The sequence below is a fragment of the Nitrospirillum iridis genome, assembly GCF_014205765.1.
Classification (GTDB): domain Bacteria; phylum Pseudomonadota; class Alphaproteobacteria; order Azospirillales; family Azospirillaceae; genus Nitrospirillum; species Nitrospirillum iridis.
Window position 1 is genome coordinate 54,158 of record NZ_JACIIZ010000009.1, and the last position, 26,742, is coordinate 80,899.

20 protein-coding genes are annotated in these 26,742 nt (G+C 67.5%); 5 read left to right on the forward strand and 15 right to left on the reverse strand.

The window, feature by feature from the left end; translation table 11 throughout:
• Positions 1 to 33: 33 nt before the first annotated feature.
• Together FHS74_RS16425 and FHS74_RS16430 are read left to right on the forward strand one after the other, a co-directional pair.
• Positions 34 to 2,652 carry an MMPL family transporter gene (locus FHS74_RS16425; RefSeq protein ID WP_184802488.1) on the forward strand — a complete coding sequence of 873 codons (2,619 nt, stop codon included), beginning with the start codon at positions 34 to 36 and terminating at the stop codon, positions 2,650 to 2,652.
• Between the two features lie 96 nt (positions 2,653 to 2,748).
• Positions 2,749 to 3,222, forward strand: coding sequence for a VOC family protein (locus FHS74_RS16430; protein WP_184802490.1), 474 nt, complete (start codon positions 2,749 to 2,751; stop codon positions 3,220 to 3,222).
• Between the two features lie 62 nt (positions 3,223 to 3,284).
• On the opposite strand, the gene FHS74_RS16435 is transcribed toward FHS74_RS16430, so the two are convergent.
• The 7 genes from FHS74_RS16435 to hpnI all read right to left on the reverse strand — a co-directional run bounded on the left by FHS74_RS16435 (position 3,285) and on the right by hpnI (position 11,882).
• The gene (locus FHS74_RS16435) at positions 3,285 to 4,874 is read right to left on the reverse strand and encodes an inorganic phosphate transporter (protein WP_211106351.1); all 1,590 of its coding nucleotides are present in this window, start codon (positions 4,872 to 4,874) and stop codon (positions 3,285 to 3,287) included.
• 122 nt (positions 4,875 to 4,996) lie between these two features.
• Complete coding sequence (locus tag FHS74_RS16440) at positions 4,997 to 6,583, reverse strand: inorganic phosphate transporter (RefSeq protein ID WP_184802492.1); 1,587 nt, start codon at positions 6,581 to 6,583, stop codon at positions 4,997 to 4,999.
• Between the two features lie 23 nt (positions 6,584 to 6,606).
• Positions 6,607 to 7,251: an HAD family hydrolase gene (locus FHS74_RS16445; RefSeq protein ID WP_184802494.1), complete on the reverse strand. Its 645-nt coding sequence runs from the start codon at positions 7,249 to 7,251 to the stop codon at positions 6,607 to 6,609.
• Complete coding sequence (locus FHS74_RS16450) at positions 7,248 to 8,210, reverse strand: lysylphosphatidylglycerol synthase domain-containing protein (protein ID WP_184802496.1); 963 nt, start codon at positions 8,208 to 8,210, stop codon at positions 7,248 to 7,250. Before FHS74_RS16450 ends, FHS74_RS16445 begins: the two co-directional genes overlap by 4 nt.
• A gap of 10 nt (positions 8,211 to 8,220) precedes the next feature.
• A complete protein-coding gene (gene hpnK, locus FHS74_RS16455; protein WP_184802498.1) occupies positions 8,221 to 9,117 on the reverse strand; it encodes a hopanoid biosynthesis-associated protein HpnK in 897 nt (298 codons plus the stop codon).
• 150 nt (positions 9,118 to 9,267) lie between these two features.
• Complete coding sequence (hpnJ, locus tag FHS74_RS16460; protein ID WP_211106352.1) at positions 9,268 to 10,695, reverse strand: hopanoid biosynthesis associated radical SAM protein HpnJ; 1,428 nt, start codon at positions 10,693 to 10,695, stop codon at positions 9,268 to 9,270.
• Entirely contained in the window at positions 10,692 to 11,882 is a 1,191-nt protein-coding gene (gene hpnI, locus FHS74_RS16465) for a bacteriohopanetetrol glucosamine biosynthesis glycosyltransferase HpnI (protein ID WP_184802500.1), read from the reverse strand. The genes hpnJ and hpnI overlap by 4 nt, the downstream gene beginning before the upstream one ends.
• A gap of 354 nt (positions 11,883 to 12,236) precedes the next feature.
• On the opposite strand from hpnI, the gene FHS74_RS16470 reads away from it, so the two are divergent.
• Positions 12,237 to 12,992 (forward strand): MlaA family lipoprotein, encoded by a 756-nt coding sequence (locus FHS74_RS16470; RefSeq protein ID WP_184802502.1) that lies wholly within the window; start codon positions 12,237 to 12,239, stop codon positions 12,990 to 12,992.
• Here the strand turns inward: FHS74_RS16470 and FHS74_RS16475 are convergent, their stop codons facing one another.
• The 5 genes from FHS74_RS16475 to FHS74_RS16495 all read right to left on the reverse strand — a co-directional run bounded on the left by FHS74_RS16475 (position 12,993) and on the right by FHS74_RS16495 (position 18,583).
• Positions 12,993 to 14,147, reverse strand: a complete 1,155-nt coding sequence (locus FHS74_RS16475) for a glycoside hydrolase family 5 protein (protein ID WP_184802504.1) — start codon at positions 14,145 to 14,147, stop codon at positions 12,993 to 12,995.
• Positions 14,148 to 14,564: 417 nt separating this feature from the next.
• Positions 14,565 to 15,227 (reverse strand): ABC transporter substrate-binding protein, encoded by a 663-nt coding sequence (locus FHS74_RS16480; protein ID WP_184802506.1) that lies wholly within the window; start codon positions 15,225 to 15,227, stop codon positions 14,565 to 14,567.
• Positions 15,224 to 17,134, reverse strand: a complete 1,911-nt coding sequence (dxs, locus tag FHS74_RS16485; protein WP_184802507.1) for a 1-deoxy-D-xylulose-5-phosphate synthase — start codon at positions 17,132 to 17,134, stop codon at positions 15,224 to 15,226. The genes FHS74_RS16480 and dxs overlap by 4 nt, the downstream gene beginning before the upstream one ends.
• Before the next feature lie 78 nt (positions 17,135 to 17,212).
• Positions 17,213 to 18,154 (reverse strand): farnesyl diphosphate synthase, encoded by a 942-nt coding sequence (locus FHS74_RS16490; RefSeq protein WP_211106353.1) that lies wholly within the window; start codon positions 18,152 to 18,154, stop codon positions 17,213 to 17,215.
• A 156-nt stretch (positions 18,155 to 18,310) separates the two neighbouring features.
• On the reverse strand, positions 18,311 to 18,583 hold the full coding sequence (locus tag FHS74_RS16495) for a hypothetical protein (protein ID WP_184802509.1): 273 nt from the start codon (positions 18,581 to 18,583) through the stop codon (positions 18,311 to 18,313).
• Between the two features lie 361 nt (positions 18,584 to 18,944).
• On the opposite strand from FHS74_RS16495, the gene FHS74_RS16500 reads away from it, so the two are divergent.
• Both FHS74_RS16500 and FHS74_RS16505 read left to right on the forward strand, forming a co-directional pair.
• The gene (locus FHS74_RS16500) at positions 18,945 to 19,691 is read left to right on the forward strand and encodes a response regulator transcription factor (RefSeq protein ID WP_184802511.1); all 747 of its coding nucleotides are present in this window, start codon (positions 18,945 to 18,947) and stop codon (positions 19,689 to 19,691) included.
• Positions 19,692 to 19,706: 15 nt separating this feature from the next.
• A complete protein-coding gene (locus tag FHS74_RS16505) occupies positions 19,707 to 21,866 on the forward strand; it encodes a sensor histidine kinase (RefSeq protein WP_184802513.1) in 2,160 nt (719 codons plus the stop codon).
• A 16-nt stretch (positions 21,867 to 21,882) separates the two neighbouring features.
• On the opposite strand, the gene FHS74_RS16510 is transcribed toward FHS74_RS16505, so the two are convergent.
• The 3 genes from FHS74_RS16510 to FHS74_RS16520 all read right to left on the reverse strand — a co-directional run bounded on the left by FHS74_RS16510 (position 21,883) and on the right by FHS74_RS16520 (position 26,445).
• The gene (locus FHS74_RS16510; RefSeq protein ID WP_184802515.1) at positions 21,883 to 22,215 is read right to left on the reverse strand and encodes an EthD family reductase; all 333 of its coding nucleotides are present in this window, start codon (positions 22,213 to 22,215) and stop codon (positions 21,883 to 21,885) included.
• 124 nt (positions 22,216 to 22,339) lie between these two features.
• Positions 22,340 to 24,475 carry a putative bifunctional diguanylate cyclase/phosphodiesterase gene (locus FHS74_RS16515; protein WP_184802518.1) on the reverse strand — a complete coding sequence of 712 codons (2,136 nt, stop codon included), beginning with the start codon at positions 24,473 to 24,475 and terminating at the stop codon, positions 22,340 to 22,342.
• Positions 24,476 to 24,627: 152 nt separating this feature from the next.
• On the reverse strand, positions 24,628 to 26,445 hold the full coding sequence (locus tag FHS74_RS16520) for a GGDEF domain-containing protein (protein WP_246463184.1): 1,818 nt from the start codon (positions 26,443 to 26,445) through the stop codon (positions 24,628 to 24,630).
• Positions 26,446 to 26,742: the final 297 nt, after the last annotated feature.

Below are 26,742 nucleotides of genomic sequence, written 5' to 3' on the forward strand. Positions count from 1 at the left end.
CCGTCGTCGTTAAGAATCTCGAGGAATCTGACAATGGCGAACGTCGACGGGAAAGTGGGCCTGAATGACCAGGTGGCCCGGCTGGTGGCCGCATGCTGCCGCCGATGGCAGCTGACGCTGCTGGCCGGCCTGGTGCTGGGCGTCGCCGCCGCCTTCCACGTCGCGACCCACTTCACCATCGATACCGACGCCGTGAAACTGCTGTCACCGCAGTTGGCCTGGCGCCAGCGCGAGATCGCCTTCGACAAGCTGTATCCGCAGAAGGTGCAGCAGACGGCCATTGTCGTCGACGGCGTGACGCCGGAACTGGCGGAGCGCGGCGCCCGCCTGCTGGCCGACGCGCTGCGGAAGCGCACCGACGTGGTGCGTAACGTCTTCCGGCCGGATGGCGGCCCCTATTTCGACCGCGAAGGCCTGATGCTGCTGCCCACCGAAGAGGTGCAGTCGACCATGCAGTCGCTGATCCAGGCCCAGCCGCTGCTGGGCCCGCTGGCGGCCGACCCCTCCGCGCGCGGGCTGCTGGACACGCTGGCGACATATCTGCAGGGCGTCAGCTATGGCCAGGCCAAGCTGGAGGATCTGCAACGCCCCTTCGACGCCCTGTCGGGCACGGTGGAGGCGGCAAGCCAGGGCAAGGTGGTGCCGTTGAACTGGCGCGGCCTGGTGACGGGTCAGCCGCCCAATCCCATGGAACTGCGCCGCTTCATCCTGGTGCAGCCGGTGTTGGACTTCAACGACCTGCAGCCGGGCTCCATGGCGTCCGACGCCATCCGCGCCACGGCCAAGGATCTGGGCCTGACGCCCGAGAACGGCATCCGTGTCCGCCTGACGGGGGAGGTGCCCATGGCGGATGAGGAGTTCGGCACGCTGGGTGAAGGGGCGGCGTTCAACGGCGCCCTGACGGTTATCGCCGTGCTGGTGCTGCTGTGGCTGGCGGTGAAGTCCTTCCGCATGGTGGGCGCCATCCTGGGCACCGTGGTCATCGGCCTGGCCGTGTCCGCCGCCTTCGGCCTGATCGCCACCGGCCCGTTCAACCTGCTGTCCATCGCCTTCATCGTGCTGTTCGTCGGCCTGGGCGTCGATTTCGGCATCCAGTTCTCCGTGCGCTATCGCGCTGACCGGCTGGCCCATGACGGCCTGGCCGAGGCCCTGACCGCCGCCGGGCGGGGCGTGGGCCGCGGGCTGACCATCGCCGCCGCCGCCACGGCCGCCGGCTTCCTGGCCTTCCTGCCCACCGATTACCGCGGCGTGTCCCAGCTGGGCATCATCGCCGGCGTCGGCATGGGTGTGGCCTTCCTGCTGTCCGTCACCTTCCTGCCGGCGCTGCTGATGCTGCTGCGCCCGAAGGGGGAGCAGGTGGAGGTCGGTTACCAGGCGCTGGCGCCCCTGGACCGCCTGATCCTGACCCGCCGCCGCTGGGTGCTGGCCAGCGCCGCCTTGGTCGCCGTGGCGTGCGCCACCCTGCTGCCCCGCCTGTCCTTCGACTTCAACCCGCTGAACCTGCGCAGCCCCAAGACGGAGGCGGTGTCGGTGGTGCTGGAGCTGATGAAGGACCCGCTGTTCACCCCCAACACCATCGACGTGCTGGCCAACTCGGAAGATGAGGCCCGCGCCCTGGCGGAGAAGCTGTCCAAATTGCCGGAGGTGGCGCAGGCCATCACGCTCAGCGACTACATCCCCACCGACCAGGACGCCAAGATGGCGGCCATTTCCGACGCCGCCCTGTTGCTGGGTCCCACCCTGTCGCCGCCCGACGTGCGCCCCGCCCCCAGCATCGAGGATGTGCGCCAGTCCATGACCGCCATCGTCGCCGCCCTGGACAAGCTGGCCCCCGACGGCGCCACCCCGGCCGGCGCCTCGGCCCTGCGTTTCAGGAAAGCGCTGGAGGGCGCGCTGGCCGCACCGGCGGAAAAGGTGGTGCCGGCCTTCCAGCGAGCGACGGAACCGGGCTTGCAGACCATGCTGGCCCAGGTGAACGACAGCCTGCAGGCGGCCCCCGTGACCATCAAGGACCTGCCGGAGGATCTGCGCCGCGACTGGGTGGCCGCCGACGGGCACGCCCGCATTTCCGTCTTTCCCAAGGGCGACAGCAACGACAACCAGGTGCTGAAGCGCTTCGTCAAGGCGGTGCGGGCCGTGGCCCCGGACGCCACCGGCACCCCCATCAGCATCCAGGAAAGCAGCGCCACCATCATCCACGCCTTCCTGCAGGCGGGCATCCTGGCCCTGGTCCTGGTGACCATCCTGCTGGCCATCACCCTGCGCAATGTGGGCGACGTGCTGAAGACCTTGGCGCCCCTGGCGCTGGCGGCCCTGCTGACCCTGGCCGCCGCCATCCTGGCCGGCAAGCCCATCAACTTCGCCAACATCATCGCCCTGCCCCTGCTGTTCGGCATCGGCACGGCCTTCAATATCTACTACGTCATGGCCTGGCGGCAGGGGCAGGCCAACCCGCTGACGTCCAGCCTGACCCGCGCCACCATCCTGTCGGCCCTGACCACCGGCACCGCCTTCGGCAGCCTGTGGACCAGCCACCACCCGGGCACCGCCAGCATGGGCGAATTGCTGGTGTTCTCACTGGCCAGCATCCTGATCACCGCGTTGCTGTTCCTGCCGGCCCTGCTGGGGCCGCCCAAGACGGCTGCGGAATAATTTCAGGGGGCGGTGTCGGACATCACCAGCCCTGGCCGTCCTTGGGGGAGAGGCGCATAGTCAGCCCGCGCCTTTCCCCCGAAGAAGGACGAGGACATGCCCAAGCTCACCCCATTCCTGTGGTTCGACCATGAGGCCGAGGACGCGGCGCGCTTTTACCTCGGTGTCTTCCCCAATTCCCGCATCACCACCATCAGCCACTATGGCGAGTCGGGACCGGGCCCCGCCGGCACGGTCATGACCGTGGCCTTCGAGTTGGATGGCAAGGCATTCGTCGCGCTGAACGGCGGGCCGCATTATCAGATCAACGGCGCCATTTCCTTCGTCATCGACTGCGCGACCCAAGCGGAGGTTGACCGCTATTGGGACCTGCTGACCGCCGACGGCGGCAAGACCCACGCCTGCGGCTGGCTCACGGACAAGTTCGGCGTCACCTGGCAGGTGGTGCCCGATGGCTTCATCGAGCTGGTCACCAGCCCGGACCCGGTGACGGCCACCCGCGCCATGGCGGCTATGCGGGAGATGATCAAGCTGGACATCGACGCCCTGCGCCGGGCGGTCGAGGGCTGACCCGAAAGAAACGGGGGCGACCCTGGTGGACCGCCCCCGCGCTTGGTGACTTCCCGCTTTTCTCAGAACACGTGACGGAACAGCCAGAACAGGCCGCCAGCCAGCGCGATGGACGCCGGCAGGGTAAGCACCCAGGCCATGGCCATGTTGCGCACCGTGGACCATTGCAGGCCGGAGCCGTTGGCCGCCATGGTCCCGGCCACGCCGGAGGACAGCACGTGGGTGGTGCTGACCGGCAGGCCGAAGGCGTCGGCGGCGCCGATGGTGGCCATGGCCACCAGCTCGGCCGAGGCACCCTGGCCATAGGTCAGGTGTTCCTTGCCGATCTTCTCGCCCACCGTCACCACGATGCGCTTCCAGCCCACCATCGTGCCCAGGCCCAGCGCGATGGCCACGCCCACCTTCACCCAGGTGGGGATGAAGCGGGTGGCGTGGTCATAGCGGCCCAGCAGCTCCTTCAACGCCGGTTGGTCGGCGGCATCGATGGCCGGATTGCCCTTCTTCTGGATCAGGCGCAGGGCCTCCGCCGACAGGTACATGTCGTTGCGGACGTTGCGCACGCTTTCCTGCGGCACCTGGGCCACGGAGCCGTAGGCGCGGATCTGGTCGGCGATGCTGGCCGTTAGGTCATGGACGCCGCCCATGGTGCTGTCGGTCAGGGTGCGGGTGCGCACGAACTCCTCCACCGCGGCGCGGGGATCGGCCGGGGTGTCCTTGACGTAGTGGCTGAGCACATCGCCGGCACGGTCGAAGGTCGCCATGTAGGCCGGGGTCTCGGTGACGGTCACGGCGCGGTTCAGGGCATAGGCGGTGGGCACCGTGCCGATGAGGATCAGCATGATCAGGCCCATGCCCTTCTGCCCGTCGTTGGACCCGTGGGCGAAGCTGACGCCGGAGCAGGTCAGCACCAGCAGGCCACGAATCCAGGACGGCGGGGCCTTCTTGCCCTCGGGCGCCGTGAACAGCGTCTTGTCCTTGATCAGGGTGCGCATCAGGACCAACAGGGCGGCGGAGCAGAGGAAGCCCACCAGGGGCGACAGCACCAGCGACCAGCCGATCTTGGTGGCCTGGCCCCAGTCAACGCCGCTGGTGGCGGTGCCGGCGCTGGCCATCAGCTGGTTCATCAGGCCCACGCCGATGATCGAGCCGATCAGGGTGTGGGAGCTGGAGGACGGCAGGCCCAGGTACCAGGTGCCCAGGTTCCACAGGATGGCGGCGATCAACAGGGCGAAGACCATGGCGAAGCCGGCATCGCTGCCCACCTGCAGGATCAGTTCCACCGGCAGCAGGGAGACGATGCCGAAAGCCACGGCGCCGGTGGAGAACAGCACACCGGCGAAGTTGCACAGGCCGGACCAGACCACCGCGATGTTGGCCGGCAGGGAGTGGGTGTAGATGACGGTGGCCACGGCGTTGGCCGTGTCGTGGAAGCCGTTGACGAATTCAAAGCCCAGCGCGATCAGCAGGGCCACGCCCAGCAGCACGAAGGGCAGGACGGAGCGGGTGTCGACCCCGCTGAGGTCGCTGACCAGGCTGACGCCCATATAGCCCAAGCCCACGGTCATCAGGGCCAGGAACAGTAGGGTCCCATACCGGGCGGCCGGGCCGCCGGAGGGTGCGATGGGGGAATTCACGGCTTCCGCATGGGCCATGGCACCAGTCCTTCTGTAAAAATCAGGTCCGGCACCCTAAGGCACGAGTCATGACAACTTTATGTCGCAAGACCCATCGTATGGTTAATAAACGACCACGATTCCTAACTATGACGCGCAGGTCAGAACATCTGGCGGAATAACCAGAACAGGCCGCCAGCCAGCGCGATGGACGCCGGCAGGGTCAGCACCCAGGCCATGGCCATGTTGCGCACCGTGGACCATCGCAGGCCGGAGCCGTTGGCCGCCATGGTCCCGGCCACGCCGGAGGACAGCACGTGGGTGGTGCTGACCGGCAGGCCGAAGGCGTCGGCGGCGCCGATGGTGGCCATGGCCACCAGCTCGGCCGAGGCGCCCTGGCCATAGGTCAGGTGTTCCTTGCCGATCTTCTCGCCCACCGTCACCACGATGCGCTTCCAGCCCACCATCGTGCCCAGGCCCAGCGCGATGGCCACGCCCACCTTCACCCAGGTGGGGATGAAGCGGGTGGCGTGATCATAGCGGCCCAGCAACTCCTTCAGGGCGGCCTTGTCATCGGCGCTGAAGGCGGGGCCGCCGGGCTTTTGCAGCCGGCGCAAGGCCTCGGAGGACAAATACATGTCATTGCGCATGCGGGCCGGCGCCACCCGGGACAGCGCGCCGGAGAAGCGGACCTGATCACCAATACTGAGGGTCAGGTCGAGGAGACCGCCCAGGGTCTCCGGCGTCACCACCCCAGTGCGCACATAGGTCTCCACCACCGCGCGGGGATCGGCCGGAATGCCGGTGACATAGTGGCCAAGGCGGTCGGCCGCCCGATCGATGGTGGCGAGGTAGGCCGGGGTGTCGGCGGCGGTGACCGCGCGATTGAGGCCGTAGGCGGTGGGCATGGTGCCGATGAGGATCAGCATGATCAGGCCCATGCCCTTCTGCCCATCGTTGGACCCATGGGCGAAGCTGACGCCGGAGCAGGTCAGCACCAGCAGGCCGCGAATCCAGGCGGGCGGGGCCTTCCTGCCCTCAGGCGCCGTGAACAGCGTCTTGTCCTTGACCAGGGTGCGCATCAGCACCAGCAACAGGGCGGCGCAGGCGAAACCGATGACGGGCGACAGCACGAGGGACCAGCCGATCTTGCCGGCCTGGGCCCAGTCCACCCCCGTCCCCGAGACGCTCATCATCTGGTTCATCAGCCCCACCCCCAGGATGGAGCCGATGAGGGTGTGGGAACTGGAGGACGGCAAGCCCAGGTACCAGGTGCCCAGGTTCCACAGCACCGCCGAGATCAGCAGGGCGAAGACCATGGCGAAACCGACGTCGTTGCCCACCTGCAGGATCAACTCCACCGGCAGCAACGAGACGATGCCGAAGGCGACGGCGCCGGTGGAGAACAGCACACCCGCGAAGTTGCAGAGGCCGGACCACACCACCGCCGCATGCGCCGGCAGGGAATGGGTGTAGATGACCGTGGCCACGGCGTTGGCCGTGTCATGGAAGCCGTTGACGAATTCAAAACCCAGCGCGATCAGCAGGGCCACACCCAGCAGCACGAAGGGCAGGACGGAATGGGTGTCGACGCCGCGCAGGTCGCCCACCAGGTTCACGGCGACATAGCCCATCCCCACCGACAGCACCGCCAGCAGCGCCAGGGTCGCCAGTCGCCCTTGCGGTCGGGCGAGGGGGCCGGGCGCGGGGATGGCCGCGACGGGGTTGACGGCATCAATGTGCGCCATGGTGGCTTCCTTAAGCTTTCCGCTTAATCGTTTTGAGAGCGCAATAGAGTTTTCAAATCGCGCAGGTCGCGAATGTGATAGCGCGCCCTGCCGTCCCAAGGAACCCCTGGACGCAGTATCTGCGCCGTTGGCATGCCCAGGACGTTGCCAGCGGCGATTTCCGATTCGGGATTGTCACCGACCACCAGGGCCTGGGATGCCGACGCGCCTGTCGCCGCCAGAATCCGCTGGAACAACGCGGCCTTGCCCGGGGAATCGGGTTCATCGATGGCGTCGATGTGAACGCCCTGGAAATGGCGGGCGATGCCCAGGGCGGCAACCTTGCTGCTCTGAAGGCGCCGGAAGCCGGAGGTGACGAGGTGGAGCGGCAGGCCCAATTCATCCAGCACGGGCAGGTCACCGTAATCGGTCATGCCGCCCGGGACCTCCACCGCCGCGGTCGCCGCCCAGGCGGCCTGGCGCATGGCCGGACTGAAGCCATGGGTCGCGCTGACCCAATCCAGCGGATGGCGCCAGATGTCGGCGAAGGCGGCCGCCAGGGCATCCGGCGCCAGGGTCCCGGCGTTGGCCGCGGTGATGCCGTCGAACACCGGCTGCATGCGGGATGCGCCGATGCCGTCGGCCGGCGCCAGGCAATTGTCCAGATCGAAGATGACAAGCCGGATCATGGCGTGGCCTTGGCCTTGCCAAGGGCGGCCCAAGCCACCAGGCCGGGCAGGAACACCACCAGGTCCCGCAGGCGGCGCGCGGCGGCAAGGGCCAGGGCGGCGGGCGCGTCCAGCCCCAGCGCGCCGCCCAGCAGCAGGAACGCCCCCTCCTGCACCCCCAGCGCGCCGGGCACGACGAAGGCGGCGCTGCTGACCGCCTGGATCAGCCCCTCGATCACCAGGGCCTCCACCAGGCCCAGGGGATGGCCCAGCGCCCACAGGGCCAGCCAAATCTCCCCCGCGCCCAGGGCCCACCCCAGCAATTGCCACAGGAAACAGCCGGTGATGGCGCCGGTGCGGCGGTACATGGCCTTGGACGCACGGTCGATGCGCGCGCTGTGCGGCAGGATGGCGGCCAGGCGGCCCGACGCCGCCTTGTCCAGCAGGCCGGTGACCTTGGCGAACAGGCCCGCCCGCTGCACCAGGATGAACAGCGCCACCAGCGGCACCATGGCCAGCAGGCCCAGGGTCACCTGGCCGGCGATGCCCACCGGGCCCTTCAACGCCACCAGCAGTCCCACCGCCAGGAGGGAGAAGCCCAGCTGGCTCAGGATGGACAGGGCCATGTCCACCACCAGGCTGGCGGCCGCCGGCGCCACACGCACCCCATCCAGGCGCAGGATGCGGAAGGACACGATCTCCCCGCCAATGCGGGCCACGGGCAGCAGGCCGTTGACCGACTCGCGGATCCAGACGTTGCGCGCCATGGCGCCCAGCGAGGGCCGCTTGGCCCCGGGCAACAGCACCTGCCAGGCGCGGGCGTTGGCCACCATGGGCACGGCGTGGAACAGGCCGGCGGCCACCAGGCCCACGCCTGCGGTCTTCAACAGGGCCCAGAGGGCGCTGGTGTCCTCGCGGGCGACCAGCACCACGGCAAGGGCCAGGCCCAGCAGGGCGAACAGGCGGGCGGCCTTTTCCATCGGGGTGTGCCTATTCCAGGACCACGGGCAGGTCGCGGAAGCCGCCGCGGGGGAAGGCGGCGGCCAGGGCCTTGACCTCGGGGTCCAGCAGGGCCGCCAGCTCATCCCGATAGCGATAGCCCACAGCCCCCCCCGGCACATCGTCGCTGACCGCCGGATGCAGATAGATCTCCGTGACGCCCGGCGGCAAGTGGGCCAGGGCGCCGCGCAGGCGCGCCGCTGTGAAGGCGCCCGTCCAAGCCAGGCCCAGCACCTGGTCGGGAGCGGCCAGGCCGGCGCGGCGGACCTTGGCCCGCAGCAGCTTGGCCCAGGGGCCGGTGACGCGGTGCAGGCCAAGGTCCGCGTCCGGGGTCACGGCGCGGACGACAGGGGCCGGTTCCACCGGCACACGCATGGCGCGGGCACCATGACGACGGGCGGCGTCCAGCAGGATGCGGCCCACGGTGGGGTGCAGATGATAGTGCTTGTGGGCGTTCACGTGGTCCAGCTTCAGGCCGGTGGCGCGGAAGGCCTGGAACTGGGCCTCCACCTCTGCCGCCACCTGGGCCGCGACCTTGGGCCGGAAGAAGATGGCCGCCCCGACCTTGGCCAGGTCGTTGCGGAACAGGCCGTCAGGCCCGACCAGGTCCGGGATGCGCTCCGGGGACAGGAAGGGCTTGCCGTCGACCAGGACGACATGCAGGCCCACCGCCAAGCTGGGCTGGGCATGGGCCAGCGCCACCGCCGCGTTGGCGGCGGCCCCCGCCACCATCAAGCTGGCGGCGGTGAGGATGCCCTGGGTGTGGGCCTCGATCACGGCGGCGTTGACCGCGGCCGACAGGCCGAAGTCATCCGCCGTAACGATCAGGCGCCGCCCCGATCCTCCCGTACTGGAGGTCGCGGCGGCGCCCGGCGTGGTTGCGGACATGGGAAGGCGTTCCGAACCCGAATTGAAGGACACCACACCCGTTTGCGCGTTCTTCACGCGAAAACGGGTGCCGGCGGCGACTGCCGCCGCGCCGCCCCAGCGGCGTAGCCAAGCCGACGGATGCCGGCGCCCGGCGACTGAGGGGCCGCGTTAAGCGGCGGTGCGGCGTTCGCGCAGGAACTGCCAGAACTCCACGCCCTCGCGCAGGCGGCGCTTCATCATGTCGCGGTCACGGACCATCTCACCGACGATGGAAGCGATCTTGCCGCTGCGGAAGTAGAACTTCTTGTAGAAGGTCTCGACCGAGCTGAAGATCTCCGAGTGGCTCAGGTGGTCATAGTGCAGCGGGGCGATCTGCACGCCATGTTCGTCCACTAGTTCGGCGTTGGCGTCATCCAGCCAGCCGTTCTCGATGGCCTGCTGGTACAGCGCGGTGCCGGGGTACGGGGCGGCCAGCGACACCTGGATGGTGTGCGGGTTGATCTTGGCGGCCCACTTGATGGTTTCCTGGATGGTTTCCTGCGTCTCACCCGGCAGGCCCAGGATGAAGGTGCCGTGGATCTGGATCCCCAGCTCATGGCAGTCCTTGGTGAACTTCTCAGCCACCTCGACGCGCATGCCCTTCTTGATGTTGTGCAGGATCTGCTGGTTGCCGGATTCGTAGCCGACCAGCAGCAGGCGCAAGCCGTTGTCGCGCAGGACCTTCAGGGTCTCCCGCGGCACGTTGGCCTTGGCGTTGCACGACCAGGTGATGCCCAGCTTGCCCAGTTCCTTGGCGATGGCCTCGGCGCGCGGCAGGTTGTCGGTGAAGGTATCGTCGTCGAAGAAGAATTCCTTCACCTGCGGGAAGTTCTTCTGCGCCCACGCCATCTCCTCCACCACGTGGCCGACGCTGCGGGTGCGGTAGCGGTGGCCGCCCACGGTCTGGGGCCACAGGCAGAAGGTGCAGCGCGACTTGCAGCCACGGCCGGTGTAGATGCTGAGGTAGGGCGCCTTCAGGTAACCGATGAAATACTTCTCGATCTCCAGGTCACGCTTATAGACCGGGGTCACCCACGGCAGGCTGTCCATGTTCTCGAGGATCTCACGATCCTCGTTGTGGACGATCACGCCCTCGGAATTGCGGAAGGACAGGCCCTTGATGTCCGACCATTTCTTGCCGTCGGCCACGTCCTTGATGGTGAAGTCGAATTCGTTGCGGGCGACGAAGTCGACGATGGGGGCCTGGGCCAGGCTCTTGTCCGCCTCGACCGCCACCTTGGCACCGATCAGGCCGGCCTTCAGGTTGGGGTTTACGGCCTTCAGCGCCTCGATCGTCGCCACGTCCGACTTGAACGACGGGGTGGAGGTGTGCAGCACCACCATGTCGAAGTCTTTGATCTGGGCCGTGATGTCGGACAGCTTGGTCTTGTGCGGCGGCGCGTCGATCAGCTTGCTGTTCTCGATCAGGGCGGCCGGCTGGGCCAACCACGTCGGGTACCAGAAAGACTTGATTTCGCGGCGCGCCTGGTAGCGCGAGCCGGCCCCGCCATCAAAACCGTCGAAGGAAGGCGCCTGGAGAAAAAGCGTCCGCATCATGACCCACCATTTTCGCCGACCGGCACCATCGTACCGTCGGATTTGACCGAAAAGCGCTGACCGCGCCAACTCACACGTCGAATGCCAAAGCTGGCAACGAACACCAAGAATGACAAGACGTCTCTGATCAATCCAGGCCATCGCGGCCGGGACCGTGTGATCCGTGCATCAATCGTCACCTGAAGCACGAGACGGGCGATGATCGCAAGCCCCAGCAGCAGCAGGGACCACGCATGCCAGCCCGCGAAAATTGCGCCGAGCAGGGCCAAAGGCACCGGATGGGTGACCACGGACCCGGCATAGCCACCGGGATCGAGGCCCCGGATGGTCCGGGCCCAGCGCAGCTCATGGTCCAGCACGGCGCCCAGGCGGGACTCGGGCGCCAGGTGCCCCACCACGAAGGGCGGCACCGCCACCGTCAGGCCCAGGCCCCGCACCGCCATGCCGATGGCATGGTCATCCGCCAGGATGTCGCGGAATGCCGGGAAGCCGCCGATGCGCCCCAACGTGTCGGCCGTCAGCGCGATGGTCGAGCCGAAGCACGGCTTGGCCATGCCCAGCCGCAAGCCCACCAGCACGTTGGGCAGGAAGTGGTGGTCAACGGCGCGGGCCGCCTGATCCTGCCAGAAGGAGGCGGCGTCCACCGGCTCGCCCCGGTACAGGCAGGTGACCAAACCGACACCGGGCGCGGCCAAGGCGCCACAGACGCGCGCCAGATAGTCGGGTGCCACGGCGATGTCGCTGTCGGCCAGCACCAGCACCTCATGCCGGGCGACGGTCATCATGTTGATGACGTTGGAGATCTTCGCATTGGCGCCATGACGGGTGGGGTCGATCACCAAATCCAGACGGACGGACGATCCCGCGGCCGTCAGCTCCGCGGCCAGCGCCCGGACCACGGCGATGGCGGGATCATCGGCGGCCTGCACCCCACACACCATCTGTACCGGGCCGTCATAATCCTGGGTGGCGAGGGCCCGCAAGCGATCGGCCAGGCCGGGTTCGGCCCCGTGCAGGGGCTTCAGAACCGTCACCGCCATCGCCCCGGCGGCCACCGCCGCCGACGGCGGCGCGAAGAAACGCCGCGCGCTGTCCGCCGCCACCAGGGCGTAGAGCGAGCCCACGACGGACATCGCCCCCAGACCCCAGCCCAGGGCATCGGTCACTATGGCGGTGGAAAACGGCATGCCGTGCGGAACTTTCAAATAGACGCGGCCCGTCGACCCGGCCCGGTGATGTCGTCTGAAGTGTCGTCTTAACGTAAGCGCGGCGCAGGCGCCAGCGGACGCCATCGTGATGCGGACGGCGCGACAATCGGATACACCCAAGACAAAAGCGCCTCCTGTGACGGTGGACATAGCAAGCCACACGGCAGGCGCTATTGCCTTGGCACGTCGTCCGTCGACCCGCATATTGCGCCGCACGCTCCGATATTACACTTCGGGGGTGCGTTCCCAAGGGTGGCGATCGACACCATCCTTTGTTATCCAAATTGTCGCACCCTCGCGCGCCCAAGCATTCGTCAGGAAAGTATGGCCAGCATGATCAGACAGTCCCGCGCGGCCCTGGCCGCCTGTCTCCTGATGGGCTTCATGCTGGCGGGTTGCGCCGCCCCCCCCAATGGCGGCCGTGACGAGCTGGGCGTGGTGGAACCCTGGGATCCCCTGGAGAACGTCAACCGCGTCACCTTCGACGCCAACATGTGGCTGAACGACAACGCCATTGGCCCCACCGCCCAGGCCTATCGCTGGGCAGTGCCGGACTATGTGCAACTGCGTCTGCGCCATGGCATCGCGAACCTGGGCGAGCCGCTGGTCTTCGGCAACGACATGGCCCAGGCGCGCGTCAAGTCGGCCTTCACCACCTTCTGGCGTTTCGTTTTCAACAGCACCGTGGGCCTGGCCGGCCTGTACGACGTGGCGACCGACCTGGGTCTGCCGCGGCAGACCGGCGATTTCGGCCAGACGCTGTACGCCTGGGGCATGCGCGAAAGCCCCTACCTGGTGCTGCCCCTGTTCGGGCCCTCCACCGTGCGCGACGGCATGGGCATGGGCGTGGAGATGTGGGCTGATCCCACGGGCCGGGTGTTGAACAACGCCAACGCCGGCGACGCCAACATCGCCATCGGCGTCGTCGGCGGCCTGGACAAGGCCCGCAACCTGGAAACGCTGAACGAGCTGAAGAAGGGTACCATCGACTTCTACGCCCTGCTGCGCAGCGTCTGGCTGCAGAACCGGCAGGCGACGCTGGATGAGGCGGTGGGGATCACGTCCAGCAACATGCCGGCGATTCCCTGATCACGCCCGCGCCGCGTCCGGGGGCCCGTCCTCCCGCAGGCATTCCAGGAAGGCGCGGTCCAGCAGGTGACCCCGGAAGGTTTCGTAGCGCACATCGTCACGCCGGCTGTCCAGCACACCGAAGTCGCCGCGGAAGTTCCATAGACACCAGCCCCAGTCCGCCTGCCGCCAGGCGGCCAGGCAGTCGCGGGCCCAGGCCAGGACGGTGGCATGCGGGGTGTGGCGATAGGCCCCCCACTCCCCAACGATGATCCCGACGCCGCTAGCGCCCAGATCCTTCCACGGCTGGATGCAAAGCCGGGTGAAGCTGGCAGGGTCCACCACCTGATCGGTGTTGGGCGACGGGGCCGATGGCATCGGCCAGGTCGGCGGATCCCACGTGTCCGACCCTTTGACCCAACCCGCCTTGTAATGGCTGAGGTGGAAGGGCTCATACCCCCTGGTGCCCTGGGCCAGGCCCAGCGGCCGCAACTCCGGCACGGGGCGGCGGCCGCCTTGGGTGCCGTCGGCGATGATGATTCGGTCGGGATCCGCCGCCCGGATGGCCGCCACCGCGCCCGACGCCGCCCGGACGTAGGCGGCCCCGGTGACATCCGGCGGCTCATTGATCAGGTTGAAAGACAGGCACAGGGGATCGACGTCCCGGTAGCGGGCGGCGAACATGCCCCATTGCTCGGCGAAGCGGCGACGGACCGCATCATTCTCCGGTCCCTCAGCCCATAGGTCCCCGCCTTCCAGCGGCGGGTTCACGCAATACCCCGGGGCGCGGTGCAGGCACAGGGCGACGTGGATATTGCGATGTCGTGCCCAGACGATAGCCTCATCGATCTGCCGCAGGGGCTCCTCGCGGAAGGTGCCGTCGGGCCGCGTCCAGATGCGGTAGTCCAGCGGCAGGCGCACGAAATTGAAACCCCATTCCGCGATCAGGTCAAAGTCGGACTGCCGAAAGCGCTGCTCATTGGCCAGGGTGTATTTTTCCAAGAGGTTGAAGCCCCGCCAGCGCGGCAACCGCGCCGGGGTCGCCGGCAACCAGTGCCCCTGGGAACAGGCGGTGAAGGCCGACATGGCGGCCAGCCCCCCGGCCCCCAGAGCGACATCCCCCAAGCGGACCAGCAGGCGGCGGCGTTCCGGATCCTCCACGTGGTCTATCAACATGCGTCCCCCCATCGCTCCGCTTTTTGGGCCTGACTTGGCCGATACAAGGAAAGCCCGCCAGCTGCCAGAAGGGCGCCGCCTTGGGCAAAGCCGGTTGATGATGAAATTTATGCCTGCGATTACTCCACGTGCGACCTACGAATATAGGAAACGTGTCGGCGCCTCATAAGAAGCGCCGAATATCGCCAGAGCATGAAGTCATGATTGGTGCGTTGATTGATCAAGCAACCGGCACTGTCGCGGGTATGCCGCCCCCATTTCCCAGTTATATTATTAATTGCACTATGGCCACGGCCAGGAAGCCGGTCAATATTATTTATTTTGAAATTATTAAACCCGGACACAGCCCATCAACGTGCATAAAAAAAGGCCCGGCCACCGCAAAGATGGCCGGGCCTGATTCTGGAAAGCCGGCCCTCACGCGCCGGACAGCAACTTTTCCGCCTGCTGCTGCAGGCCCTGGATCAGGGCATCGGCCCCCCCCTGCTGGACGGCGGCGGAGAATTCCGAACGCCGGGTCGCCAGCTGGCTGATGGTGCCGTTCAGGTAAACGTCAACGATGCGGGCCTGGTCGCCCTGGCCCCGGATGAGATAGTTCAGCGGCACCGGCGGATTGTCTCCACCGGGTGTCAACTTGGTCTCGACGATCTTGTCGGCCCCGCGCGCCTTGGGCGTGGGATCGACGTCGAACACTTCGCCGTTGAAACCATCGAATTGGTTGGCGTAGGTCGCGATCGTCACCTTGGTGAAGGCGTCGATGGCGCCCTTCTGCTGGTCCGGCGTGAACTTCTCCCAGGTCGGCCCCACAGCCAGGCGGGTCATGGTGGCCAAGTCGAAGGTCGACTTGATCACCGGGTCCAGCTTCTCCGCCCTGCCCTTCACCCCCAGCTGCTTGGCTTGCTTCATACCGGCCAGCAACGTGTCGTAGAAGGTCTTGACCTTGGCAACCGCCGGATCAGCGGCTTCCGCGGTCGCGGCCGCCGACTGGGCACTGGCCGGCAGGGTCGGGCCTGCCAAGGCCAGGGCCAGGACGGCCGCGGCGATGATGCGGCCCCTAACCCCGGTGACTGAGATCGTCATGCGGTCCTCACCTGCGCGTTGGCCCCCAGCGCCTTGAGCACGGTATCAACGATGCCGTTGGCGTTGAGGCCGGCCTCGTCATACTGCTTGGCCGGGTTGTCATGTTCCTGGTAGCGGTCGGGCAGCACCATGGGACGGACCTTCAGGCCGCGATCAAACAGCCCCTCTTCCGCCAGGAACTGCATCACCTGCGCGCCGAAGCCGCCCACCGAGCCTTCCTCGATGGTCACCAGCACCTCATGCTCAACCGCCAGCCGGCGCACAAGTTCCTTGTCGATCGGCTTGGCGAAGCGCGCGTCCGCCACCGTCGTCGACAGGCCCCGCGCCGCCAGATCCTCCGCCGCCTTCAACGCCTCGCCCAGGCGGGTGCCCAGGCTGAGGATGGCCACCGTGTTACCTTCGCGGACGATACGCCCCTTGCCGATGGGCAGCACCTCGCCCTTCTCCGGCATCTCCACGCCCACGCCCTCGCCGCGCGGATAGCGCAGCGCGATGGGGCCGGCATCGTAGGCCACGCTGGTCGCCACCATGTGCACCAGCTCCGCCTCGTCCGCCGCCGCCATCACCACCATGTTGGGCAGGCAGCACAGGTAGGCCAGGTCGAAGGCGCCGGCGTGCGTGGCGCCGTCCGCACCCACCAGCCCCGCCCGGTCCATGGCGAAGCGCACGGGCAGGTTCTGGATCGAGACGTCGTGCACCAGCTGGTCATAGCCGCGCTGCAGGAAGGTCGAATAGATCGCCACGAAGGGCTTGTAGCCCTCCGTCGCCATGCCGGCCGCGAAGGTCACCGCGTGCTGCTCGGCGATGCCCACGTCGAAGGTGCGGGTGGGGAACGCCTGGCCGAACAGGTCCAGGCCGGTGCCCGACGGCATCGCCGCCGTGATCGCCACCACCTTGTCGTCGGCCTTGGCCTCCTTGATCAGGCTGTCGGCGAAGACCCGCGTGTATGTGGGCGCGTTCGCCTTGGCCTTGGCCTGGGCACCCGTCACCACGTCGAACCGGCCCACCGCGTGCAGCTTGTCGGCCGACGCCTCCGCCGGGGCATAGCCCTTGCCCTTCTGCGTCACGGCGTGGATCAGCACCGGACGACCGTTCGGCTCATCCCGGATGTTCTCCAGGATGGGCACCAACTGGTCCAGATCGTGCCCGTCGATCGGGCCGACGTAGTAAAAGCCCAGCTCCTCGAACAGCGTCCCGCCCATCACCATGCCGCGGGCGTATTCCTCCACCCGCCGGGCGGCGTTCTGCAGCGGACGCGGCAGATGCTCCGCCACCTGGCGGCCCAGGTTGCGCAGATGCCGGTACTGGCTGCTGCTGACCAGCCGCGCCAGGTAGCCCGACACGGCCCCCACCGGCGGGGCGATCGACATGTCATTGTCGTTCAGGATCACCACCAGGCGCGAGCCCAGGGCGCCGGCGTTGTTCATCGCCTCGTACGCCATGCCGGCCGAGATCGACCCGTCGCCGATGACGGCGATGACGTGGTTGTTCCCCCCCGCCAGGTCGCGCGCCACCGCCATGCCCAGGCCGGCCGAGATGGAGGTGGAGCTGTGCGCCGCGCCAAAGGGGTCGTACACGCTTTCCGACCGCCGGGTGAAGCCCGACAGGCCGCCGCCCGTGCGCAGCGTCCGGATGCGCTCGCGACGTCCGGTCAGGATCTTGTGCGGATAGGCCTGGTGGCCGACGTCCCAGATGATCCGGTCCGACGGCGTGTCGAACACGTAGTGCAGCGCCACCGTCAGTTCCACCACGCCCAGGCCGGCACCCAGATGCCCACCCGTCACCGACACCGCGTCGATGGTCTCGGAACGCAGCTCGTCCGCCAGCTGGCGCAGCTGTTCCGGACGCAGCGCGCGCAAGCGCTCAGGCGTCGGACACTGGTCCAACAACGGGGTCTTCGTCGCCATTCATCGGCTCCCAAATAATTCTAACCGGCCTCTGACGGGCCGGTGCCAAGAAAACACTTTTGCACAGATCGTGATAAATCACGACTCCCGGTCGATAAGCATAAAGGGCAGGCCACGCAACGGATCAGCCGCCGAACCGAAACCGTCCAGCCGCGCGGCCGCCTGTTCCGCAAGTTCCACCACCTTGGCCCGCGCGGCGTCCAAGCCCAGCAGGGAGATCAGGGTCGCCTTGCCCTGGGCCTCATCCTTGCCAACGGTCTTGCCCGCCTTGCCGGAATCACCGATCGCATCAATAAGATCGTCCGAGATTTGGAAGACAAGGCCGAAATCCGCGGCGTAGTCACGCAGGAGGGCGCGCTCGGCCTCGCTGGCGCCGCCCAGGATGGGACCCGCCTCGCAGCAGAATTCGAACAGCGCGCCCGTCTTCAACTTCTGCAGGGTCAGAATCTCGTCGTAGCCGAAATCGGAATTGGGCGCTTCCATGTCCATCATCTGGCCACCGATCATGCCCAGGGTGCCGCCGGCCTGGGCCAGCTTGGCGATCAGGGCGCAACGCACCGCAGGGTCGGCGTGGGCCGCCGGCTGGGACAGAACCTCGAACGCCAGGGTCAGCAGGGCATCACCAGCCAGCAGCGCCGTCGCCTCGTCGAACTGGACGTGGGTGGTGGGCTTGCCACGGCGCAGGGTGTCGTCATCCATGCACGGCAGGTCGTCGTGCACCAAGCTATAGGTGTGCACCATCTCCACCGCCGCGGCGGCCTGCAGCCAGTTGTCCTCGGACACGCCAAACAAGGCGGAGGACGACTTCACCAGGAAGGGGCGCAGCCGCTTGCCGCCGGCAAACACGGCGTAGCGGGCGGCTTCCTGCACCCGGCCGATGTAGCGGGCGGGGGCGGGCAGCAACGCTTCCATGCGCTGTTCGGTCTGGCGCGATGCGAGGCCCATGGCCTCCAGCAATTCACGACCCGAGGGGTAACGGCCCGAGGAGGAGGGTGCGGCGGAAGAAACTAGGCCGGTCACTTGAAGAAACCTCGAAGATGATGACGCGTCGTACGATGCTGCGCACACTCCGCCAGCCAATGGCCACTGTCAATTACTGGCGACCGCAGGGCGCCGTTGCGCCAGCCGTAACAAACGGTTCGGCAGGAACGAACGCCCAGGCGACTGTCTGTGAAATTATTCGACGGAATCGGCGATGGCGGTGTCGGCCGACACAGACGGAATCGTCAGAGACTCGATTCCATCCTTCCGGTGGATATTTTGCGGTGCCCGCTGTCCCGGCCAGCGGTCCGGGCCGGGCCCCGCCAAAAGGGCGGCAACGCCGTCAGCCTCCAGCATGCCCCCCCGGCGTATCCACAGGTCGCGCTCCGGACCCGACGGCACGCTGGCGGCAACGCGGTAGCATTGCTCCGCTGCGCGCAGCAGTGTCCATTGCTTCGCTAGACCCATGAAGACCACCCCGGATGGCCCGGCCCGTTTCGGTCGGCGACTGCCCGACCCGCCGGCATTATCATGGCAAACCCGCACGGGCTTGACCGATTTTTCGTGAAGGCGAAATCGTAAGACAACCCTACCGCTTACGGCAATGCCCTTATTGCGCCCGCACGCTGAATTTCTCCTTATACCATCACACCGCGCCGGCGACCGAGGCGCACGAAAATCGAAGCGGCACGCATCGTATTGCTATAAAATTAATAGAAAATTAGTGTACCTCTTCAGAACAGGTCGGCCGCCGGATCGATTGGAGGGGGCGGTGAGCCGATTCAAACGCCGATCCATCGCTAGAACCCTTTGGCAGAAAAGATTTTCCATGGCCGACTTGGACGCGAATCCTGAAACCAGCATGCCGCGTGTCGTTCTGGTGGAAGACGATGTGGACCTTCGCGAATTGCTGGCGCACTGCCTGAGCAGTCAGGGCCTGGCGGTCAGCACCGCCGGTTCCGCCCTTGAGCTTTACCGGCAGATCGCCAAAGAGCCGGCGGACATCGTCATCCTGGACATCGGCCTGCCCGACCAGGACGGCTACGCCATCGCCTCCTTCCTGCGCGCCAACACGAATATGGGCCTGATCATCCTGACCGCGCGGTCACGGGTGGATGACCGCCTGAAGGGCTTCACCAGCGGCGCGGATCTTTATTTCGTGAAGCCGGTGGACTGCCGGGAACTGGCAATCGCCGCCACCAACCTGGCGCGGCGCCTGAACACCGCGCCGGAGGTGGCTGACACCCAAGGGCACGCGGCCCCGCCGTCCAGCGAGCCCTGGGTCCTGGACAGCGCCCGCTGGTCCGTGCACTCCCCCCGCGGCCTGCCCGTGCGCCTGACGGCCAAGGAATTCGACCTGGTGGTCGCCCTGACCCAGGAGCCGGGCCGGGCCGTCGACCGCACCGTCCTTCTGGAAACACTGGACTACGCCAACACGGTTCAAGGCAGCCGGGGCCTGGACGCCCTGGTCAGTCGCCTGCGCCGGAAAATCGAGGCCGCGGTGGGTGAGGCCTTCCCTATCCAGACCGTCCATGCCAAGGGTTATCTGTTCTCCGCCCCCATCAAACAGCTGTAAGTTCCCCGCCCGGCCATGACGGTCACCTTCCAGACATGGCCCGGCCCAGCCCGTCCCACGCCAGCGCGCCCCTCCTGGGTGGGGCGCCTTTTGCTCTGCCTGGCGGCGCTGTGGACGCTGGCCCTCCTCCCCCAGCCGGCCTGGGCGGAGGCCGCGTCGCGCGGCTGGACGCAGCCGCCGTTGCAGCTGCGCGCCGACGCCCAGGCGCTGCCCGTCGGTGGGCATATGGAATTCCTGGTCGATCCCGACGCCACACTGACGCTGGCCGACGTGGCGACGGGGGAGGCGAGCCATCGCTTCGCCCCCCTCGACAGCAACCTGAACCGCGGCTTCACCCTGACCGACACTTGGGTGCGTCTGCGCCTGGTGAGGGCACCGGACGCGGACGACACCTGGTATCTGGAATTCCTGCCCAGCTTCCTGGATACGGTCGAGACCTACGTGGCGCTGACGCCGGCCGACACCGCCGCGCCACCCGCCGACGCCTATGCCAAGACGGTGCAGGGTGATAGCGAGCCCACGGCCAACCGCCTGGTGCGGTTCCGCAGCTTCACCCAACCCCTGGTCTTCGACGGCGCCACCCAGGCCTGGATCTATGTCCACATCCACACCACCAGCGCCACCATACTGAGCGGGCAGGTTTATCGCCTGGTCCCGTTGATGAACCATGTCAGCATGCAGTCCATGTGGCTGGGCTTCGTCCTGGGCGTGGCCATGGCCGTGCTGATTTCCAACCTGATCTACAGCTACTGGCTGCGGGAGCGTGTCTACTTCCTTTACGGCCTTTATGTCATGAGCCTGATCGGTCTCGCATTCGGGTCCTTCGGCGCGCTGGCGCAGATCCTGCCCGGGCCGGCGCCCCGCTTGGCCAACCTGATCACCGGGCTCAGCGTCTGTGGCGGCATCACCAGCGGCGCCCTGCTGACTGAACGGTTCCTGAGCCTGCGCCGCACCTTGCCTCTGGTCAGCCTGCTGAACCGCATCCCCATAGTCCTGGGCATCCTGGGCATGGTGGCCACCGTCGCCGACCACTACACCCTGGCCGGGGCCACCCTGGCCTCCGTCACCTCGGCCTATATGTTCATTTACATCGGCAGCAGCGCCTGGCTGGCCCGGCGGGGCCACCCCGGCGCCTTGATATACTGTCTGGCCTTCAGCAGCGCCTGCGTCGCGGCCCTGATGGGCTTCATGCGCACCCTGGGCGTCATTCCAGAGATCAGCCTGACCGAGGCCGTATCCCAGGCGTCGGCCCTGGTGCACATGATCCTGATGAACATCGCCATCGCGTCGCGGGTGCGCCAGTCGGAAAAGGAACGCAAGGAGGCCCAGGCCGCCGCCCTGGAGGCCTCCATCCATGCCGAACAGCGCGCGCTGGACATGGTGGCGCTGCGCACGCGCGAGCTGTCAGCCGCCAAGGAAAGCCTGGAGCACGCCCTGGCCGCCGAGCGTCAGGCGGTGCGGGAACAGATCCAGTTCATCGACATGGTGTCGCACGAATACCGCACGCCCGTGTCCATCATCCGCACCGGCATCGACATCCTGCAAATCAAGGGCGCCGCCAGCCTGTCCGAGGAAGGAAAGGGGGCGGACGGCGTGAAGGGGCACGACCTGCTGAAACGCATGGGCCGCGCGGTCGAACGCCTGGTGGAGATCATCGAGGTGGGGCTGCGCCGGGAAACCGACCGCTCCCCCGGCCTGCAGCTGGAAACACAGCTCGTGCGCCTGGACAGCGTGGTGACGGAGGCCGTGCGCTCCCTGCGCGCCTCGCATCCCGAGCAGGAGGTGCAGGTCGCGGGCGCCGTGCGGGCGGAAATCATGGGCGACCCGGCGCTGCTGAAGACAGCCCTGCTCAACCTGCTGGAAAACGCCGCCAAATACGGTCCGCACGGCCGCCCGATCCGGGTCGAACTGGCCCAGACGGCGGAGCGCAGCGCCGTGCGGGTGATCGACCAGGGCGCCGGCGTCGCCCCGGCGGACCGGGAGCGCATCTTCGGCAAGTTCGTGCGCCTGTCCTCCGCCGAGCGCGTCCCCGGCATCGGCGTCGGGCTGTATCTGGTGCGCCGTATCGCCGAACTTCATGATGGCCGGGCCTATTACGACCCGGCCCGGCTGGACGGCTGTTGCCTGGTGCTGGAAGTCGCCAACGCGCCCGCGCCCCGCCCCCACGGCCTTTGATCGAAACCGGCCGGCGTCAGCCTTGGCCGGGCGCGGCGCCCACCACCACCTCACTGACCTGGATGACCGGGGCCAGGGTGGTGTAGTTGGCGATATCCGCCACGATTTCCCCCGCGTGCGGCCCGAACGCTGCCCAGAAGGCGTCGGCGGATTCAGAGAAGATATGGCACATGGCGACATAGGTCGGGGCGTCGCTGGGACTGCCACCCGACAGGCCCTTGTCCACCGTGTAGAAGAGACAGGCGGCACCCAGCCGTTCCTGCACCAGGGGCATATGGCGGTCGCGGTAATAATCGTGGTCGAAGCGGGCGCCGGGTTCGTTGGCGTAGAGCACGCTGACTTTGATCATGGCGTCGTCCTGTCTGGCGGATGCGGGAAGCCCATGCCGCCGAAGGCAGGCAAGGGGATCGACTTGTTGTACGCCTCGGCCCAGGCCGCCGCGTATTGTCCTATGGTTCTATGGCGCGCGCCCCTCACGCCGTAAGGAAGTCGCGCTCCAGCAGGTCCACCGGCATCGGCCGGGCGAACAGGAAACCCTGGACCTCGGCACAGCCCTGCTGGGCCAACCAGTGCCACTGCTCTTCCGTTTCAACGCCTTCGGCCACCGTCTTCAGCCCGAAGCTGCGCGACAGGTCCAGCACCGCCGTGGCGATGGCCGTCTCCGCCGGGATGTCATTGACGAAGGATCGGTCGAGCTTCAGCGCCGTCACCGGCAGGCGGCGCAGATAGGCCAGGGAGGAATAGCCGGTGCCGAAATCATCAACGCTGATGCCAACGCCCAGGTCGCGCAGCCGCGCCAGCAGCGCCTCGCTATGGTCCAGATCCCGCATCATGCTGGTCTCGGTGATCTCGATGTTCAGCAATTCCGGCGGCAGGTAGGACTTCGCCAGGCAATCGGCCACCAAATCCACCAGCCCCGCCTCCTGCAACTGCCGGGCGGAAACGTTGACGGACACGGGCACCGCATGCCCGGCGGCCAGCCAACGGGCACCCTGCTCACACGCCGTGCGCAACACCCAGGCGCCAATCGGCACGATAAGCCCCGTTTCTTCCGCAAGCGGAATGAAATCGCCGGGCATGACCAGGCGATCCGGCTTCTGCCAGCGCAGCAGCGCCTCCACCCCGCTGAGTTTGCGGGTCAGCGTCTCCAGCTTGGGCTGGTAGTAGAGGACGAACTGTTCCTGGTCGATGGCACGGCGCAGGGCCGTTTCGTTGTGCAGGCGGGCGACGGCGCGGTCCATCATCTCGCGGGCGAAGAAGCGGTAGCGACCGCCCCCGGCCGCTTTGGCCGTGCACATGGCGACATCGGCACCGCGCAGCAGCGGCTCGGCGTCGCGGCCGTCGCCCGGGAACAAGGCCATGCCCACGCTGGCGGTCAGCGTCAGGACATGGCCATCGATGCTGTAGGGCTCCGCCAGCGCGTCCAGGATGCGCTCCGCCAGGCGGGCCGCCATTTCCGGCTGGGCGATGTCTTCCGCCACGACGGCGAATTCGTCGGCCCCCAGACGCGCCACGCTGTCACCGGCGCGCAGCACGCCGGTCAGCCGGGCCCCCACCTCGCGCAGCACCCGATCGCCGACGTCCAGGCCATAGCTTTCGTTGACGGTCTTGAACCGGTCCATATCCAGGTGGAAGACGGCGACGTGATAGCCCGCCCGTTCCGCCTTGGGCAGGGCGCGGCCCAATTCCTCGGTCAGCAGCACGCGGTTGGGCAGGCCCGTCAGCAGGTCGCGCGTCGCCATGCGCCGCTGCGCCTCCTGGCTGGACGCCAAGCGCGCCAGCAGCTCATTGGTGCGGGCGGCGATATAGCCCAGCTCATCGCGCTCGTGGCCCGCCGGCAAGGGCAAGGCCGTCTCCAAGGGCCGGTCGGGATTGATACGGGCGATGGCGCGGCCCAGGCCGAACAGCGGTCGGGTGACGTAGCGGTGCAGCACCGCGACAAGGGCCAAGCCCAGCAGCAGGTTGCGCAGCACGCCGCTGACCAGGCCGGTGCCGGCCAGGATCAGCAGGTCGCGGGCCAGCACCACAGGATCCAGGTCCAGGCGCAGTTCACCAATGATCTCGCCATTGGCGCTGTTGGGCTGGCGCAAGGGGCGGCGGATGGTCGACAGGTCGCCGAACACCAGGCGTGACAGCGGGCCGGTCAGCCAGCCATCCTGCGCCGGCCGGCGCCGCACGCCCGCCAGGCGCTCATTGTCCTTCAGCAGGATCTCCACGCCCGACACGGCATGGAGCTTCAGATTGTCCATGATGACCTGGTTGGCCAACTGCGCATCCAGGTTCCAGGCGGCGATGGCGGCGCTGCCCTCGACCTGGGCCGCGATGTCATCGATGATGGTCAGGACCTTTTCCCGCTCGCGGCTGGCGGCCCAGCCGATCTCGACCGCGGAAAAGGCGAAGCCGATGAGCAGGGCGGCGATGGCGCCGCGCACGCCCTCCTTGAAGGACAGCGACGACCAGAACGACCAGTGGAAGCGGGACCCGACCACCCCCACACCGTCGTCCGGCCCCTTCCCGCCCCCAGAGGCGCTGGCCATACCGGGTGCCGGGGGCACGCCGGCCAGCGTGTCGTCAGCCAAACCGTCGGCATAGGCGCTGTCCGCAGACATGCCGCCCGAGGCCGCACCGGAACCCGATCCGGCTGGATCGCCCGCCGCGTGGTGAAAAGAGTACCTGACCAAGGAGAATAGCGCCCCGAAAGTCTTATGTTCCGATGGGCGCCCCTTGACCGGCGAGGGCGCCCGGCTGACGACGAACTCCGTCATCCTGCCACCAGGAACAGGTTGTCGGGCGCCGCCTTGGCCGCAGTTTTATGGACGGCGATCAGTTCCACAAGTGTTTCCAGTCCCGGCCGGGCGCTACCGGCCACAAGCGGCACCATGACAGCGCTGACCCGCAGCAGGGGATAGCGCCGCATGCGGCCCTCACGGTCCTTGGCCTCGAACCAGCCGCGCTCCCGCGTTTCCACGTCGTACAGGCTCTCGGCGTCCGAACGGAACCGTGTCAGGAACGCCACCAAGCGCTCGCGCACCCGGTCGGCGGCAAGGCCGCTGCACGACAGGAAAAAGTCGTCGCCACCAATATGGCCGACGAAACCGCCCAGGGCCGCCGCCTGCACCTTCAGCTGTTCGCTGAACATCAGGATCGCCCGGTCACCCTGGCGAAAGCCGAAATAGTCGTTGAACGGCTTGAAGTTATCGAAATCGAGGTAGACCAGGACATGGTCGCGCTCGATATCGGCCACCAGGGTTTCCACCTGATTGGTGATGGCGTTGTTGCCTGGCAACCGCGTCAGGGGGTTCTGGTCCACGGCCGTGGCCAAACGGTGTTCGTGCAGCAGCCGGACCAGCGACTGGCTGCTGAGGAAGCCGACATACTCCCCGCCCTCGACGATGATGACGCCATCGCTGTCCGCCGCCTCGGCGAACAACTCGATCACCCGTTCCAAAGGCGTGCCGATGTCGCAGACGGGGCAAGGAATGATGAAGTCCTTCAGTGTGTTGCCGAAGGAGCGGTTGCGCAGCAATTCCGTGCCGTAGCGTGAATAGACAAAGGGCTTCAGGTGACGTTCGCGAATCAGGCCGCGCGGCACGCCGGCCCGATCCACCACCGGCACCACCGGCGGCGCCGCGAGATTCCCGAAATACTCCAATAGCTTGGCCTTGGGCGCCTCCAGGGGCAGCGGGGCGATGCGCTCGATCAGCTCGAACAGGCGCTGACGCGCTGGTGCCGGGCGGCGACGGTCGCTGCGCGCCAGGGACTCGGCGATCTCGCTGACCTCGGCCAGGAGACCGGTCCCCGGGCGGCCCAAGAGGAAGCCCTGGACATGATCGCACCCCAGATCGCGGCAAACGTAAAACTCGCGCGAGGTCTCCACGCCCACGGCGATGGTGGCCAGGCCCAGGGCGTGGGCGCTGCCCACCAACTGGCCCAGCAGCGCGCGCTTGGCCTGGTCGCCATCGACACCGGCGACGAAGGCGCGGTCGATCTTCACGTAGCTGGGCGGGTTGGACAGCAGGCGCTGGAAGTCCGCCACGCCCACGCCAAAACGATCGAAGGCGATGTCGACGCGGCCCCGGCGGTCGCCGCCGTCACGGCCGGCGCGGGTGGCCAAGGGGGCCTCGCCCGATGTCTCGTAGACCAGGTGCAATTGTTCGCCCTGAAGCGGCGGCGGCACCTGTCCCTGCGCCAGCGGATGGACGTTGAGGAACAGGCGCACGTCGGCCGTGCCGCCGGCGGCCAGGAAGGCGGCAACCGCGGCACCCTGGATGTGGGCCTCCAGACCCGGCAACGCGCCGTCAGCCACCGCCGCCTCGAACAGGGCGGCGAGGCTGGGGAAGCCCGCCGCCTCCACCCCGCGCAGCAGGGCCTCATGCCCGTGAACCCGGGCGGTGCGCATCTGGACAATGGGTTGGAAGACGGGATAGAGGTGCGCCACAACGTCGCGCCAACGGGGCGGCAGTGCCATCGGCAGGTCCTGCACTGTGGCCGCGCCGGGCACGGACGGCGGGGCGGCACCGGCGCCCAGGCTTCCGTGGTGTCCCTGCCGGGGGATGCCGGTCTCTCGCTCTTCAGGCATCAAGATCAAGGAGGGATCGGACCTTCAGGCCGCAATAAAGAGTGTGTCCATCAGTAATATCCTGAGACGGTGACAGTTATGTGATGGCGCCGTCGATGGCGGTGCGCGGCACCCGCATGGCGGGGCGCCCGTGCCCCTGAAAAGCCTCTCGCGTTTTGTAGGTTTCGGCGGCAATCGGCCTATGACAACGGCTTAGACCGTGGGCGGGGCTTTCGGCCGGGCACACATGGCCTTATATCAGGGGCGGCGATGGTCCCTGCGGCGGTCGCCCGATGCCATCTGATATGCCCGATACGA